The 14,369-nt window shown below is 70.1% G+C and carries 14 protein-coding genes, 2 tRNA genes and 1 riboswitch; of the genes, 10 read left to right on the forward strand and 6 right to left on the reverse strand.

The features are described from left to right. Nucleotides 1-278 precede the first annotated feature (278 nt). Nucleotides 279-352: transfer RNA gene (locus BM085_RS23745), tRNA-Pro, on the reverse strand. Nucleotides 353-441: 89 nt separating this feature from the next. Here BM085_RS23745 and BM085_RS23750 point away from each other — a divergent pair. Next, a tRNA-Gly gene (locus tag BM085_RS23750) sits at nt 442-512 on the forward strand. 206 nt (nt 513-718) lie between these two features. Here the strand turns inward: BM085_RS23750 and BM085_RS23755 are convergent. Further along, complete coding sequence (locus BM085_RS23755; protein WP_177245240.1) at nt 719-1,405, reverse strand: class I SAM-dependent methyltransferase; 687 nt, start codon at nt 1,403-1,405, stop codon at nt 719-721. 257 nt (nt 1,406-1,662) lie between these two features. Here BM085_RS23755 and BM085_RS23760 point away from each other — a divergent pair, with 257 nt between their 5' ends. Both BM085_RS23760 and BM085_RS23765 read left to right on the forward strand, forming a co-directional pair. Next, complete coding sequence (locus tag BM085_RS23760) at nt 1,663-3,249, forward strand: phytoene desaturase family protein (RefSeq protein WP_177245241.1); 1,587 nt, start codon at nt 1,663-1,665, stop codon at nt 3,247-3,249. Next, nucleotides 3,246-4,967: an ATP-binding SpoIIE family protein phosphatase gene (locus BM085_RS23765; RefSeq protein WP_093889269.1), complete on the forward strand. Its 1,722-nt coding sequence runs from the start codon at nt 3,246-3,248 to the stop codon at nt 4,965-4,967. The genes BM085_RS23760 and BM085_RS23765 overlap by 4 nt, the downstream gene beginning before the upstream one ends. A 158-nt stretch (nt 4,968-5,125) precedes the next feature. Here the strand turns inward: BM085_RS23765 and BM085_RS23770 are convergent, their stop codons facing one another. Beyond that, nucleotides 5,126-6,181, reverse strand: a complete 1,056-nt coding sequence (locus BM085_RS23770; protein ID WP_093889141.1) for an AI-2E family transporter — start codon at nt 6,179-6,181, stop codon at nt 5,126-5,128. 196 nt (nt 6,182-6,377) lie between these two features. On the opposite strand from BM085_RS23770, the gene BM085_RS23775 reads away from it, so the two are divergent. Next, nucleotides 6,378-6,947 carry a TIGR03086 family metal-binding protein gene (locus BM085_RS23775; protein WP_031166434.1) on the forward strand — a complete coding sequence of 190 codons (570 nt, stop codon included), beginning with the start codon at nt 6,378-6,380 and terminating at the stop codon, nt 6,945-6,947. Here BM085_RS23775 and BM085_RS47465 read toward each other — a convergent pair. Continuing rightward, nucleotides 6,944-7,150: a 50S ribosomal protein bL37 gene (locus BM085_RS47465; protein ID WP_143121047.1), complete on the reverse strand. Its 207-nt coding sequence runs from the start codon at nt 7,148-7,150 to the stop codon at nt 6,944-6,946. The genes BM085_RS23775 and BM085_RS47465 overlap by 4 nt on opposite strands. 17 nt (nt 7,151-7,167) lie before the next feature. Here BM085_RS47465 and BM085_RS23780 point away from each other — a divergent pair, with 17 nt between their 5' ends. The 6 genes from BM085_RS23780 (at nt 7,168) to BM085_RS23805 (ending at nt 12,345) form a co-directional block, all read left to right on the forward strand. Continuing rightward, entirely contained in the window at nt 7,168-7,764 is a 597-nt protein-coding gene (locus tag BM085_RS23780; protein ID WP_093889142.1) for an HD domain-containing protein, read from the forward strand. Nucleotides 7,765-7,848: 84 nt separating this feature from the next. Beyond that, the gene (locus tag BM085_RS23785) at nt 7,849-8,649 is read left to right on the forward strand and encodes a DeoR/GlpR family DNA-binding transcription regulator (RefSeq protein WP_093889143.1); all 801 of its coding nucleotides are present in this window, start codon (nt 7,849-7,851) and stop codon (nt 8,647-8,649) included. Beyond that, nucleotides 8,646-9,725, forward strand: a complete 1,080-nt coding sequence (gene galT / locus BM085_RS23790) for a galactose-1-phosphate uridylyltransferase (protein ID WP_093889144.1) — start codon at nt 8,646-8,648, stop codon at nt 9,723-9,725. Before BM085_RS23785 ends, galT begins: the two co-directional genes overlap by 4 nt. Nucleotides 9,726-9,796: 71 nt before the next feature. After that, nucleotides 9,797-9,932: riboswitch (cyclic di-AMP (ydaO/yuaA leader) on the forward strand. Between the two features lie 53 nt (nt 9,933-9,985). After that, the gene (locus BM085_RS23795; protein ID WP_245789613.1) at nt 9,986-10,909 is read left to right on the forward strand and encodes a coiled-coil domain-containing protein; all 924 of its coding nucleotides are present in this window, start codon (nt 9,986-9,988) and stop codon (nt 10,907-10,909) included. A 160-nt stretch (nt 10,910-11,069) separates the two neighbouring features. After that, nucleotides 11,070-11,834: a GNAT family N-acetyltransferase gene (locus BM085_RS23800; RefSeq protein WP_218158812.1), complete on the forward strand. Its 765-nt coding sequence runs from the start codon at nt 11,070-11,072 to the stop codon at nt 11,832-11,834. 4 nt (nt 11,835-11,838) lie between these two features. Further along, on the forward strand, nt 11,839-12,345 hold the full coding sequence (locus BM085_RS23805; protein ID WP_093889147.1) for a DinB family protein: 507 nt from the start codon (nt 11,839-11,841) through the stop codon (nt 12,343-12,345). On the opposite strand, the gene BM085_RS23810 is transcribed toward BM085_RS23805, so the two are convergent. After that, on the reverse strand, nt 12,332-12,853 hold the full coding sequence (locus tag BM085_RS23810) for a MarR family winged helix-turn-helix transcriptional regulator (protein WP_051864952.1): 522 nt from the start codon (nt 12,851-12,853) through the stop codon (nt 12,332-12,334). The genes BM085_RS23805 and BM085_RS23810 overlap by 14 nt on opposite strands. Before the next feature lie 56 nt (nt 12,854-12,909). Next, a complete protein-coding gene (locus BM085_RS23815; RefSeq protein ID WP_177245242.1) occupies nt 12,910-14,220 on the reverse strand; it encodes a M50 family metallopeptidase in 1,311 nt (436 codons plus the stop codon). Between the last annotated feature and the right edge of the window lie 149 nt (nt 14,221-14,369).

Genomic DNA, 14,369 nt, shown 5'->3' on the forward strand with positions numbered 1-14,369 from the left:
CACTGGAGTCTGGAGGCTGGCACGCCGGGCTCGGCCCTGCCGCTCTTGGATGAGTCACTGGCGCCGTTCCGAGAGTCGGTGGCTCCGATCCGGCCGCTGCGGTTGCGGTCGCGTCCGCAGCCGATGCGGGATCGACGATCGGCGGCCGGCTTGTGAGCGGGCGGCGGGTCGGCGGTGGGCGCACCGTCGAAGATCCACTCCCATTCTGCTCCCAAAACGGGGTTTTGATCTCATGGAAAGGGGCCGTTCCTCAACGAGAAACGGCCCCTGACCTGCGGTCGGGGTGACAGGATTTGAACCTGCGGCCCCCTGCTCCCAAAGCAGGTGCGCTACCAAACTGCGCCACACCCCGGTCCGCCGGGTACGCGCTCGCTCCGGAACTCCGGTACGATTACGCCCTGACGACCGGATGAAGTCTAGACCAGACTGACACCGGCTCGCGCGGACGTAGCTCAATGGTAGAGCCCCAGTCTTCCAAACTGGCTACGCGGGTTCGATTCCCGTCGTCCGCTCAGATGACAGAAGGCCAGGTCAACCGTTATCGGGAGATCTGGCCTTCTGCTTTTCTCAAAACTTTACGATCTTCTGTGCCCGTGGCGTGCCCGATGGCTTTCGCGCCCGTCGCCTCGCGCCTTTGTGACGGCTTGCCCACGCGACGGCCTCGTCCCGATCCTTGCTCGCGTGCCGGTGGGACGACGCCCTCCCGGGCGGTGAGCCGTCAGCGTGGCACCGCGCGCACCCATCCCCGGTCCCCGTTCAGGAATCCGGACATCGTCAGGCCCGCCTCGCCGAGTTCCGCCTCAAGGAAGTCGTCGTCAAGGCGCCTGCTGAGGTAGGAGTGGGTCCATTTCCGCTCCCCCACCGTGTATTCCATGGTGAGGTCGAGGAGATGGGGCTCCGGCCGGACGACCTCGGCCAGGCGGACGACACGGCCGTCGCCGCCGTCCCGTTCGAAGGGCTGGATCGTGTCGTACCACTCGGGGGGCTGTCGTTGCAGGATCACGCACCCGTCGGCGGCGACGTGCTCGCGGCAGGTGCGCAGGAACGCCCGGCGGAGTCCGTCGTCGGCCGTCTCGATCACGAACGACATGAGCAGGACGACGTCGAACTTCCTGTGGAGCGCCAGCGTCTGGATGGACGAGCAGACCGTCTCGGCCCCCCTGATGTGCACGAGCATCTCCGGTGACTCGTCCACGGCGACCACCTCGTGCCCGAGTGCCAGCAGGCTGTGGGTGATCCGGCCCGTGCCCGAGCCGAGCTCCAGGATGGACGCCCCCTCGGGGATCGCCGCGTGGATGTGTTCCGGCTCACCCTTGGGGGTGAGCGTGGCGTAGTGGTCGACCGCGCAGCCGTCCGGCGTGATCGGCCCTGGTCCGGTGCCCTGATAAAGCCTTCGAGAAGTCACGATCACCATCCTGCGCGACGTTCCGGAAGATCGCGCGGGGGGGTTCCCGCTCCCCGGGACGGACCTCCGGCGGGGTCGTGCGGCCGCGGGAGGCGCCAGACGGGCATCGGCGGGTCGATCTTGACTGTGACGCCACATATCGGGACCATGTGGTTGAGATCAAGAAATATCTATAAATCTCCGTCAAACGCGGACCCAGGCGTAGATCATTCTTTACGATTCTCCTGAACGGCAGTCAAGTCGCACTGGAGGAGAACGTGACGGGGTTCGACGGCGTGATCATCGGTGGCGGTCACAATGGGCTCACGTGCGCCGCCTATCTCGCCAGGGCGGGCCTGTCCATAGCGGTCGTCGAGCGCAACGACGAGGCGGGCGGAGGCTGCAGCACCCAGGAGCTCACCCTCCCCGGGTTCCGGCACAACACCCACAGCAGCTACCACTTCCTGGAAGAGGGCCCGGTCCCGGCCGACCTCGAACTCCAGCGGTACGGCCTGCGCTACGTCTACCCCGAGACCCAGCACTCCACGATCTTCCGGGACGGCCGCGCGATCACGGTCTACACCGATCCCAAGCGCACCGCCGAGTCCTTCGCGCGCTTCTCCCGCGCCGACGCCGACCGGTGGCTGGAGCTGTACGAGCGCTACGCCGAGGCGGCCAGGGACCTGATGAACGGCTTCCTGTATTCCAGACCGCTGCCGCCACCTGTGCTCGCCGAACGGCTCCAGGGCGACCTGGGCCGGGACCTGCTGAGCTACATGCCGCTGTCGCTGTACGAGGCGGTGGACAGGAACTTCGAGAGCGAGCAGGTCAGGGTGCTGTTCAAGTCCTTCCTGCACGCGATCTCGATCGAGAACGTGCCCGGGACCGGCGGCTTCCTGCCGCGCCTGCTCTCCCGCATCGCCAGGCTCGGCGTCCCCGTGGGCGGCGCCGTCAACGTCGCGAACGCGCTGCGCGGCGTCATCGAGGAGCACGGCGGCATCGTGGTCACCGGCGCGCACGCCGAGCGGATCCTGGTCGACGACGGCCGGGCCGTCGGGGTCAAGCTCGCCACCGGCGACGTCCTGAGCGCGCGGCGGTTCGTGGCCAGCGCGGTGGACGCCCCCCAGACGGTACGGCTGGCGGGCCCGGAGAACTTCGGCGCCGACGTCGCGGCCAAGGTCGAGAACTACAAGTGGGCCGGGCACAGCCTGGTCACCCTGCACCTGGCGCTGGAGGAGGCACCGCGTTACCTGGCGGCCGAGTTCGAGCCCGATGTGGACCGGGCCTTCCTGGTCGTCCTGGGCGCCGACGACAGCGAGCAGCTCGGCCGTACCTTCGACCAGATCCACCAGGGGCGGCTGCCCGACCGGCTGGCGGGCAACGGCGCCTGTCCCTCGCTGTTCGACCCCTCCTACGCCCCGGACGGCAAGCACGTGGCCTTCTGGTGGCCGTGGGCCCCCTACGACCTCGGCGGCGACGCGGGGAACTGGGACCGGCAGCGTGAGGAGGTCGGCGAGCGGCTGCTCGCCGAGTGGTCGGAATACGCCCCCAACCTGGCCCGGGGCGCCGTACTCGGCAAACGGGTCTTCTCTCCACTCGACATAGAACGGCACTGCGTCAACATGGTCCGCGGCAGTCATCACGTCGGCGCCTACGAGCCCGCTCAGCTGGGCGGCAACCGGCCCGTCCCCGAGCTCGGGCAGTATCGCACCCCGATCACCGGTCTCTACCTCTGCGGCGCGAGCAGCCATCCCGGCGGCTCGGTCTCCGCAGCCCCCGGCTACAACGGCGCCAACGCCATCGCCGAGGACCTCGGCCTCAGCACCTGGTGGACCCCGGTCCCGGCCCCCCGGTGGAGCGCGTGAACCGCCGGTTCGTCGCCAAGGACCCCGCGGCGGCCGCACCGCGGATGAGCAGCCCCGCCACCATGAACGAGCAGCTCTCGCTGCTCAACGCGGCGAGCAAGCGGATCGGCAGCACCCTGGACATGTTCGAGACCGGCAGGGAGCTGATGGACGTCGCCGTGCCGCGCTTCGCGGACGCGGCGGGCATCCTGGTGCAGGACCGGCTCATGACCGACGGGGAGTTCCCGCAGCGCAACACCGACGGCACGGCGCTGGTGCGGCGGATCGCGGTCGGCGTGTCCGATCCCGCACCCGGTGAGTACGCCAGGGCGTTCCCGGTGGACGAGGTCGTGGTCTACGAGGCGTGGACGCCCTACGCCAGGTGCATGGCCACCGGCAACCCGATCCTCTATCCCCGCCTGGGGCGCCGGACCGCCGAGGAGATCGGACGGTTCTGGCAGCGCGACTCGGTGTCCAAGGTGCTGGAGGACAGCTCCTTCCTGGTGGTCCCGCTCAAGGCGCGCGGCCGAGTGCTGGGCTTCGTCATCTTCACCCGCAGGCCCGACAGCGAGCCCTTCGAGGAGCAGGACATCGGCCTCGCCGAGGAGCTGGCGGCCAGGACCGCGGTCTGCCTGGACAACGCCAGGCTCTACAACCGCGAGCGCCGTACCGCGCTGACCCTGCAGAGCAGCCTGCTCCCGGCCGACCTCTACCAGCCGCTGGGCCTGACGATCGCCTCCCGCTACCTGCCCGCGAGCGATCTGGTGGGGGTGGGCGGCGACTGGTACGACGTGATCCCGCTGCCCGGCTGCCGCGTCGCCCTCGTGGTCGGCGACGTCATGGGGCACGGCATCAGGGCGGCGGCCACGATGGGCCAGCTGCGCACGGCCGCCCGCACGCTGGCCAGCCTCGACCTCAGTCCGGCCGAGGTGCTGTTCCGGCTCAACCGGATGAGCCAGGACCTTGACGCCACCCAGATCGCGACGTGCGTCTACGCCACCTACGACCCGGTCACCCGGATCTGCGCGCTCGCCTCCGCGGGGCACGTGCCGCCGATCCTGGTACGGCCGGGCGGCAAGCCCGAGCTGCTGGAGCTGCCGCCGGGGCTCCCCCTGGGCATCGGCAACGAGCCGGTCGAGATGCGCGAGCTCGTCCTTCCGCACGACGCCGTCCTCGCCTTCTACACCGACGGCCTGGTGGAGAGCCGCGAGCGGGACATCGACGAGGGCATCGGCATGGTCTGCGATCTGCTCGCCGGCCAGAACCGGAACCTGGAGGAGGTGTGCGATCTCACGATCAGCGCGCAGCGTCCGGGACACGAGCGCGACGACATCGCGCTCCTGCTGGCCAGGGTGCGCGAGCTGGACGAGGACGACATCGTCGAGATCGACTTCCCGTCGGACCCCCGCTCCGCCTCCAAGGCGCGCCGTTTCGTCCGGGCCACGCTGACCGAGTGGCGGCTGGACTCGATCGCCGACGCCACCGAGCTCATGATCAGCGAGCTGGTCAGCAACGCCATCAAGCACGGCTCGGGCACGGTCGGCCTGCGCCTGCTGCGCGGTCCCACGCTGGTGTGCGAGGTGGCCGACCGCTCCCTCGCGATGCCGGTCATGCGCGAGGCCGGCAGCGAGGACGACACCGGCCGCGGGCTGCACCTCATCAACTGGCTCGCGCATCGGTGGGGCTCCCGGCTGACGCCCAAGGGCAAGGTCGTCTGGGTGGAGCAGAGCCTGCCGTGAGGCCCGCGGGCCCGGGGCCCGAGGTCAGGAGCCTCGCGCCCCGGGCGGGGACGCCTGCGCCGACGAGGCCGTCAACCGCGGTCCGATCGACGGCGCCCTGCCCGCCGGCGACGCCACCTGTTGTGTCACTCCGGCGGGCCGGTGAGCTCCGGCGGCCGTCAGGGGCGGCCGGGGAGCCGGCCGCTGATCAGCGGGGCGGCCCAGCGGGCCGCGGGGTCGGAGTCGAGCAGCAGCGCGCGGGCGAAGGCGCTGAGCGGCACCGCCAGAATCGCCCCGAGGGCGCCGAGCACGTAGGCCCACACGAGCAGGGACAGGATGGTGACCGTGGTGGACAGACCGGCCGACTCCCCTACGAACTTGGGCTGGATCACCGACTGGATGACGAAGTTCAGCACCGAGTAGACGACCACCACGGCGATCATCGTGCTCGGCCCGGAGTCCAGCAGCGCCAGCAGCGCGGGCGGGACGACCCCGATGACGAACCCGACGTTGGGGATGTAGTTGGTGATGAACGCCAGCAGCCCCCAGAGCAGCGGCAGCGGCACACCCATGATCCACAGGGCGATGGCGTCGAGCACCGCCACGATCAGCCCGAAGATCGTGGAGACGATCAGATAGTTGCACGTCCCCCGGGCGAACTCGCTCAGCGCCTGGACCGTGTGGGGCCGCGAGGCCCTCAGCGACCTGATCGCGTCGTGCGTCACGGTGGCGTCCAGGCTCATCCCGAACAGCAGCAGCGTGATCAGGATGAGGGCCGAGCCGACGCTGAGCAGCCCTCCCAGGAAACCCTGCACCACTCCGATGAGCGAGCTGGGATCGAGCTTGCTCAGCGCCGACCTGACCTGTTCCTGGGTGATGCCGAGGTGGTCGATGCCCTGGGCGATCGAGGACAGCAGCCGCTGGTACTGCGCGGCGTAGGTGGGCAGCAGGGCCACGAGCTGCGCCACCGAGACGACCAGCGCGCCGACCAGCGCGACGAGCAGCAGCAGGACGGTGAGAAGCGGGACCGCGACCAGCACCCACGGCGCCGCGCCGCGACGGCGCAGCCAGACCCTGAGCGGGCTCACCGCGATGGTGAGGGTGAGCGCCAGGAAGGCCGGGCCGGCGATGCCGGCCACCGCTCTGATCCCGGCCAGCGCCACCACCGCGGCGGCCAGCCCGAGCAACAGCCTGAAGCCACTCGACGATCTCGCGGGTCCGGACGCTTCGGCCATGGGTGACACTATGGCGCGACATGTTCACCGAGAGCGTCAACCGCGCCGCAGCGTCGCCTCCCCGACGGCCCCGGCCCCCTTCGGCGGACCCGCCCTCTTCAAGCGGGTGCCGCGCCCCGGCCGGTCATGCCTCACGGGCCCGATGACGGGGTGCCCCTCAGGAGTTACGGTCGAAATGACGACTCGGGAGGACATGATGACTATCGACATACGTGAGGCCTACCGACGCACCCTGGATGACTTCGGTGCTCTTGTGCACCAGATCCGGCCGGAACAGTGGGAGAACAAGACGCCGTGTGTGGACTGGGACGTGCGCGCCCTGGTCAACCACGTGGTCGGGGAGAACCGCTGGGCCCCGGAACTGCTCGCCGGACGGAGCGTCCCGGACCTCGGCGACAGCCTTGACGGCGACCTGCTCGGCGACGACCCGTTGAAGGCGTTCGACACGTCGGCGGTGGCCGCCGCCCAGGCGGCGGGTGGTGAGCGTTCCCTGACATGCGTCGTCCATCTGTCGTTCGGCGACGTACCCGGCGAGGAGTACATCACCGAGCTGTTCGCCGACGCGCTCATCCACACCTGGGACCTGGCCCGTGCGATCGGCGCCGACGAGCGGCTCGACCCCGAGCTGGTCGAGGCCTGCGCGGCCTGGTTCGCCGGCGCGGAGGAGGGTTATCGCCAGGCGGGAGTGATAGGAGAGCAGCAGCCGGTGCCCTCGGACACCGATTCCCAGACCAGGCTGCTCGCCTCGTGGGGGCGCCGCAGCTAGCGGGCCGTCGGCCGTTTGCCGTGGTTGGCCCTGCGCTTCCTGCGTGACCGGCTCTTGCGCGCGCGTCTGCCCATGCCGCACCCCTTCCGTCGGGTCCGGCCTTCACGTTCCTCCTCGAACGCGCGCCGTACAAGACCTGAGGCGCGCCGTACGGGGCATGGGGGACGAGCCGTCCGGCGGCGGCCGGCACGGCGGGCGGCCATGGTTTTAGGCTCCCCGCATGAGCGCGAATCTGATGGACCGCTGGCGGTCGCTGGCCGGGCCCGAGGCCGAGAGCCTCGGGCGGGATCTGATCACCCGGTACGGCGAGCCGCACCGCAGGTATCACACGGCCGACCACCTGGAGGCCGTACTGGCCCACATCGACACGCTGGCGGAGAACGCGGCGGCCCCCGACCTCGTACGGCTCGCGGCCTGGTTCCACGACGCCGTCTACGACCCGCGGCGCGGCGACAACGAGGAACGCAGCGCCCGGCTGGCCGAGCGGATGCTGCCCGAGATGGGACTGCCCGCCGCGGCGGTGGCCACGGTGGCCCGCCTGGTGCGGCTCACCCTGACGCACGACCCCGCGCCGGACGACGTGGACGGCGCCGTGCTGTGCGACGCCGACCTGGCGATCCTGGCCGCCCCGTCCGAGATCTACTCGGCCTACGCGGCGGCCGTGCGCCAGGAGTACTCCTTCGTCCCGGACGACGCCTTCCGGGCCGGCCGGGCGGCCGTGCTGCGCTCGCTGCTCGACCTGCCGACGATCTTCCGGATCGCCGATCTGGAGGCGGCGGCCAGGGCGAACATCCACGCCGAGCTTGAGCGGCTGTGAGCCGCTATTCACCAGGATCCAACAGCGATCACCCAAATCTCCTGTGATAATTTGGTGGAATCTGTTTGATTAAGGAGTGGGTCAATGCTCGCCCAACAGCGGCAGCAGGCGATTCTGGAGCGGGTGCGCGGCAGCGGCGGGGTCAGGGTCGCCGACCTCGTCCGCGAGCTCGGGGTGTCCGACATGACGATCCGCAGGGACCTCGAAGTGCTGGCCGAGCGCGGGCTGGTGGAGAAGGTCCACGGCGGGGCCACCGCCGCCGGCCCCGGCTCGACCGAGGAGCCCGGATTCGCCGCCAAGTCGATGCGCCAGCAGCCGGAGAAGGAGGCGATCGCCCAGTACGCCGCCCAGCTCGTCCGGCCCGGCACGGCCATCGCGCTGTCCGCCGGCACCACGACCTGGACGCTGGCCCACTGCGTGGTCGACGTGCCCGACCTGACCGTGATCACCAACTCGATCCGGATCGCCGACGTCTTCCACCGCTCCCCCCGCGCCGACCGCACCGTCGTGCTGACCGGCGGCGTCCGGACCCCCTCGGACGCGCTGGTCGGCCCGGTCGCCGTGGCGGCCGTCCGCGGGCTCCACGTGGACACCCTGTTCCTCGGCGTGCACGGGATGGACGCCCGCGCCGGGTTCACCACGCCCAACCTGCTGGAGGCGGAGACCAACCGCGAGCTGGTCGCCTCCGCGCACCGCCTGGTGGTGCCCGCCGATCACACCAAGTGGGGGACGGTCGGGATCAGCACGATCGCCGAGCTGTCCCAGGCCCACGTCGTGATCACCGACTCCGGCCTGCCGGACGAGGCCCGCGACGAGCTCACCGCCCAGGTCGGCGAACTGATCGTCGCCGAGGCGCGGCCGACGAGCGAGGCGCTGGGCCGATGAAGCGCACGATCACCCACCTGGCCGACGGCCGGGAGCTGTTCTACTTCGACCGGCGCGACGACGCCGACCGCGGCGCGACCGACGCGCGCGACCTGCCGCCCCGCCCCCCGGCCTCCGAGCTGCGATACGACCCGCTGACCGAGGAGTGGATCGCGGTGGCCGGGCACCGTCAGGGGCGCACCTTCCTGCCGCCGGCCAGCGAGTGCCCGCTGTGCCCGTCGACCCCCGGCAACCTGACCGAGGTCCCGTCGAGCGCCTACGACGTCGTCGTCTTCGAGAACCGCTTCCCCTCCTTCTCCACCCAGACGGGCGAGCACCCCCAGGTGGGAGGGCTGAGCGAGGTCCGCCCGGGGGTCGGGCGGTGCGAGGTGGTCTGCTTCACCTCCGACCACGGCTCGTCCTTCTCCGAGCTCTCCGCCGGCCAGGTCGAGCTGGTCATGGAGGCCTGGATCGACCGTACGGCGGAGCTGTCCGCGATGCCCGGCGTGGAGCAGGTGTTCTGCTTCGAGAACCGGGGAGCGGAGATCGGCATCACCCTGGCCCACCCGCACGGCCAGATCTACGCCTACCCCTACGTGACCCCGCGCACCCGGCTCTCCCTGGGCGCGGCCGAGCGCCATCGGGAGCGGACCGGGGGCAACCTGTTCGCCGACGTGCTGGCCGCCGAGCGGGAGGCCGGGATCCGCGTGGTCGCCTCGAACGAGCACTGGACGGCCTTCGTCCCCGCCGCGGCGCGCTGGCCTGTGGAGGTCCACCTCTACCCGCACCGCCAGGTCCCCGACCTGGGCGGGCTGCAACCCGCCGAGCGCACGGCGTTCGGACCGCTCTACACGGAGGTGCTCCGCCGCCTGGACGGGCTCTTCGGCGTGCCCATGCCGTACGTCGCGGCCTGGCACCAGGCGCCGGTGAACGTCGGCCGGGAGCTGTCGTACGCGCACCTGGAGCTGTTCAGCATCCGCCGGGCGCCGGACAAGCTGAAGTATCTCGCCGGATCGGAGTCGGCCATGGGGGCCTTCGTGAACGATGTCCTGCCCGAGGAGACGGCCCGCCTTTTACGTTCTCTTGTCACAGAATGATCACTTATTAGTCTCAGATTGGGGTCGCGTTACCCTGGGTTTACCACTACTATCCTCACACATCGGACTCAATGTCCGATATGCCTAATTCCGGGCGCGTCGCCCGGGAGCCGGGGACCCACCGCACTTGGGGTGAACCACTTCGGTGGAAGGGCTTCCTCCAGCCCGAACCCGTCAGCTAACCCGGTAGGCGGAAGGAGAGGAGAGTCGTGGCGGCTCTATCCCCCACGTTCCGTCGCCATGCGGCTTTGACCATTTCCATGGTTTCGGCCCTAGCGTTCACCCTCGGCACGGCGACCGCGGGCAACGCGGCCCCCAAACCGAAGGAGTCCCAGCTCCGTGCCGAGCTGGCCCAGCTCAACAAGAAGGTCGACAAGCTCATCGAGGCCTACGCGGCCAAGCGCGAATCCCTCAAGAAGGCCCGGGCCGCCGAGAACGTCGCCAAGGCGGACCTGCGCAAGGCCGAGGAGAGCTACGCCGAGGCCGAGAAGCAGGTCGACGCCCTCGCCCAGCTCCGCTACCAGAGCAACTCCGGTGACCTGCCCTCCATGCTGTTCTCCACCAACCTCAGCGGTGCCGCCATCATGGAGCAGCTCAGCGTCCAGCAGAGCACCTACCTGCAGGGCTTCGCCCTGAGCCGGGACCTCAGGAAGCAGGCGGCGGACAAGGCCGCCCAGCTCACCAAGACGATCGGCGAGGAGGCGACGGCAGTGGAGAACCAGCGTGAGGAGGCCGAGCAGGTGATCGACGACATCGAGAAGAAGCTCGACGCGCTCGTCCCCACCGGCTCCGGCCGCCGCGCCGACGGCAGCTGGGCCCCCCAGCTCCCCACCGGAGCCGACAACATCACCGACCGCACCCAGATCATGCGCGAAGCCATCAAGAAGCGCTTCCCCCTGCCCTACCAGGTCGGCTGTTACCGGTCCGCGAACGACGGCGGCGAACACCCGCTCGGCCGCGCCTGCGACTTCATGATGAGCACCGGCGGCTCGATGCCCTCGGCCGCCCACGTCAAACTCGGCGACGAGATCGCCGCCTGGGCCATCAAGAACAAGGCCGCCCTCGGCGTCAAATACGTCATCTGGCGCCAGCGCATCGACACCGGCTCCGGCTGGCGCCCGATGTCCAACCGCGGCGGCATCACCGCCAACCACTTCGACCACGTCCACATCTCGATGTACTGAAAGACGTGCCGAAAAGCATGCCCGCACCGGCTGATGCGCTGTCCGGCACCGGCGGCGCGGACATGCTCGCGGCTCGGATACGGGCCGCCTGAAGTGGCCCGATCCAGCGGCGCGGTGTCGGACCTCGGCGCGGGTCCGGCCGCCTCGTAGGGTTGCCGTCATGACCGCTGAACCGGCACACGCCGTCCCCGCCGCGCGCATGGCCTCGCTCCACCTGGCCACCCGGAACGCCGCCGCCTTCTGGACGGCTCTCGCGCAGACCCGCGGCCACGGACTGCTCACCCGCCCCGGTTTCGTCGGTGTCGACGGAGGCGAGCGCGGTGGCCTGCGCGTCCTGCTTCTCGCTCCGGAGCCGGACGCGGGCGATCTCGCCGAACTGACGGAGCTGGTCCGGCGCCGATCAACCGGCGGGGTGGTCGTCGAGGATCCGTTCAGCTCGGTCGGCCTCGGCGATCTGGGGCTGAGCCCCCGGCGGCTCCCCGTCATGATCCGCCGCCCCGGTCCGGTCCCCGCGCCGCCGGCCGTGGAGGTCGACCGGCTGGAGCCGGGCGGGCGGCTGGAGACCGCGGAACGGATCGTGGTCGACGGATTTCCGCTGCCGGGCTTCCAGCCGTACCACCCGGGCGAGGTGTTCCCCCGGAGCCTGCTGGAGCGTCAGGGGGTCGACCTGTTCCTCGCCATCCGGGACGGGGTGCCCGCCGGAGCCTGCATGACGGTCACCGATGACGCGGTCGGCGGGGTCTACTGGGTGACCACCCTGCCCGAGCACCGCTCCCGCGGGGTCGGACGGGCACTCATGCACGCGGTCCTGGGACACCTGCGGGGTCCCGTCACCCTGACCTCGGCGACGGCCGGCAAGCCGCTCTACGACTCCCTCGGGTTCGACACCGTCGCCGACGCGACATGGTGGACTGGCAAGATGTGACCCCATGACCGATAACCGTGTCGACCCCCCGTATATCGCCGACGAGACCCCCATGCTCCGGTCGTGGCTGGACTGGCACCGGGAGACCCTGGCCGTGAAGTGCGCCGGGCTGTCGGAGGAGCAGCTCCGCCTGCGCGTGGTCGCGCCGTCCACGCTCTCCCTGCTGGGTCTGGTCCGCCACATGACCGACGTCGAGCGCTACTGGTTCCGCAACATCCTCAACGGCGAGAACACTCCGGGGATCTACTGGTCCGACCTGCATCCCGACGCGGAGTTCGACCTGGTGGACACCGCCTCGGCCGAGGAGGCGTTCGCCCGCTGGCAGGGCGAGATCGACCACGCCCGCGAGGTCTCCGCGGGGCTGCCTCCGGACACCCTGGGCAAGCAGCGGCGCAGGGGGGAGGACGTCTCGCTGCGCTGGATCCTCATCCACATGAACGCGGAGTACGCCCGGCACAACGGCCACGCCGACATCATCCGCGAGCAGCTCGACGGCGTCACCGGAGAGTAGTCGGCTCCTGGACCGCCTCGGCGATCACCTGGTCGAGGTTGACCAGGTCCGCGGGGTGGGCCATGGCCGCCTCGGCGAAGCGGGTGAGCAGCCGGGCGAAGGTCTCACGGTCCGCCTCGTCCCAGTCGGCGATCAGCCCGTCGAGGTAGGTCCGCCGGTGGTGGACGACCACCTCCAGCACCCGGCGCCCCCGCCCGCTGAGCACCAGCCGGGCCCGCCGGGCGTCCACCTCGGACTCCTCGCGCTCCACGAACCCCGCGCCGATCGCGTCGTTGACGAGCCTGCTGGCCGTGGAGGGATCCACGTCCAGCTGCTCGGCGACGGCGCCGACGGTCACCTCGGGCACGTCCAGGCTCAGTTTGTGCACGGCGTGCACGACCATCACGTTCGACAGCTGCACCGGCCGTTGCGGGTCTGCGATCTTGCGCGAGCGCAGCGGCCGCGCCCAGATCCGGCGCAGCCGGAACAGCGCCACATCGATCGCCGCCCCTGGCGTCCCGTCCCTCACGGAACAACCCTATCGGCGGGTACGGCCACCCCCGGCGCCCGTCGTGGTCCGGCGGGTCAGCCGGTGAGGCGGACCGGGTTCACCAGGTCCGCGTACAGGAGCAGGCCGAACAGGATGATCATCGTGAAGGCCAGGGCGTAGGTCAGCGGGAGCACCTTGGCGATGTCCACGTGCGCCGGCTCGGGCCTGCGGGTCACCCGGGCGAAGGCCCGTTTGAGCCCCTCCCAGAGGCCGCCCGCGATGTGACCGCCGTCGAGCGGCAGCAGCGGGATCAGGTTGAACACGCCGATGGCCAGGTTGAACCCGGCGAGCAGGCTCAGCAGGGCGACGAACTTGTTCTCGGTGGGGGCGGCGGAGGCGGCGATCTCGCCGCCGATCCGGCCCGCGCCGACCACGCCGACCGGGCCGTTGGGGTCGCGTTCCTCACCGGAGAAGGCGGCGTTCCAGACGCCGATCATCTTTTCCGGCAGGTTGACCAGCGACTCGGCGACCCTGCCGGTGAGATCCACCATGTGGCCGACCACGTAGCCGAAGCTCTGCTTCTCCATGACCTGCGTGGGCGCGACGCCGAGGAAGCCGACATTCTTCTCGATCTTCTTCGGGTCGTCGACCGCGGGGCGGTCCTGGGAGATCAGGGTGACGTTCAGCGTCTGCGGCCTCCCGTCCCGCACGATGCCGATGGTGACGGGGCCGGCGCCGTTGGCCCGGATCTTCTTGGTGGCCTCCTCCCAGGTGGAGACCGGCACGCCGCCGAACGCGACGATCTTGTCACCGGGCTTGATGCCCGCCTGCGCCGCCGGCGTCGGCGGGTCGGCCTCGGTGCACGTGCGGCCCGGCTTCAGCGACTCGCTGTAGGGGATGACGCACTTGGTCATCCCCGACACGACCGGCTTGAGCACCGGGATGCCGAAGCCCATGATGACGATGGCGAAGAGGACGAAGGCCAGCACGAAGTTCATCGCCGGGCCGCCGCTCATGATGATGACCTTCTGCCACCAGGGCTTGCGGTAGAAGACCCGGTTCTCGTCTCCCGGCCGGACCTCCTCCAGCGCGACCTCGCGGGCGTTCTCGATCAGCCCCTGCCACGGCCCGGTGGCGGCCGAACGCACCTTGGTGGGGTCGTCGGTGGGCCGGGGCGGCAGCATGCCGATCATCCGGATGTAGCCGCCGAACGGGATCCATTTCACGCCGTACTCGGTCTCGCCCCTGCGCCACGACCACATGGTCGGGCCGAAGCCGATCATGTACTGGGTGACCTTGACGCCGAACCGCTTCGCCGGAAGCAGGTGACCGATCTCGTGCAGCCCGATCGACACCATCAGTCCCAGGAGGAAGACGATGATCCCGATCACGAAGAGCCAGCTCAAGGTTCATACCCCCGGTCACGGATTTACCGACAATGCCCCATAAGAGATTAGCCCAAGTATCCGGAGTCAGGATCCCCTGAAAACAGGCCTTCCAGGTCAAGCCACTTGCGCGAGCTTTGTCGAATGGAGACACTTTGTTGACGGTAAGC

Source organism: Streptosporangium canum, from assembly GCF_900113865.1.
GTDB lineage: Bacteria > Actinomycetota > Actinomycetes > Streptosporangiales > Streptosporangiaceae > Streptosporangium > Streptosporangium canum.

Excerpts from the sequence above, each read along its gene's own strand:
- BM085_RS23805 (WP_093889147.1), top strand. The coding sequence starts at position 11,839 with ATGACCGATAACCGTGTCGACCCCCCGTATATCGCCGACGAGACCCCC.
- BM085_RS23780 (WP_093889142.1), top strand. The coding sequence starts at position 7,168 with ATGAGCGCGAATCTGATGGACCGCTGGCGGTCGCTGGCCGGGCCCGAG.
- BM085_RS47465 (WP_143121047.1), bottom strand. The coding sequence starts at position 7,150 with ATGGCCGCCCGCCGTGCCGGCCGCCGCCGGACGGCTCGTCCCCCATGC.
- BM085_RS23800 (WP_218158812.1), top strand. The coding sequence starts at position 11,070 with ATGACCGCTGAACCGGCACACGCCGTCCCCGCCGCGCGCATGGCCTCG.
- BM085_RS23770 (WP_093889141.1), bottom strand. The coding sequence starts at position 6,181 with ATGGCCGAAGCGTCCGGACCCGCGAGATCGTCGAGTGGCTTCAGGCTG.
- BM085_RS23785 (WP_093889143.1), top strand. The coding sequence starts at position 7,849 with ATGCTCGCCCAACAGCGGCAGCAGGCGATTCTGGAGCGGGTGCGCGGC.
- galT (WP_093889144.1), top strand. The coding sequence starts at position 8,646 with ATGAAGCGCACGATCACCCACCTGGCCGACGGCCGGGAGCTGTTCTAC.
- BM085_RS23775 (WP_031166434.1), top strand. The coding sequence starts at position 6,378 with ATGACTATCGACATACGTGAGGCCTACCGACGCACCCTGGATGACTTC.
- BM085_RS23795 (WP_245789613.1), top strand. The coding sequence starts at position 9,986 with ATGGTTTCGGCCCTAGCGTTCACCCTCGGCACGGCGACCGCGGGCAAC.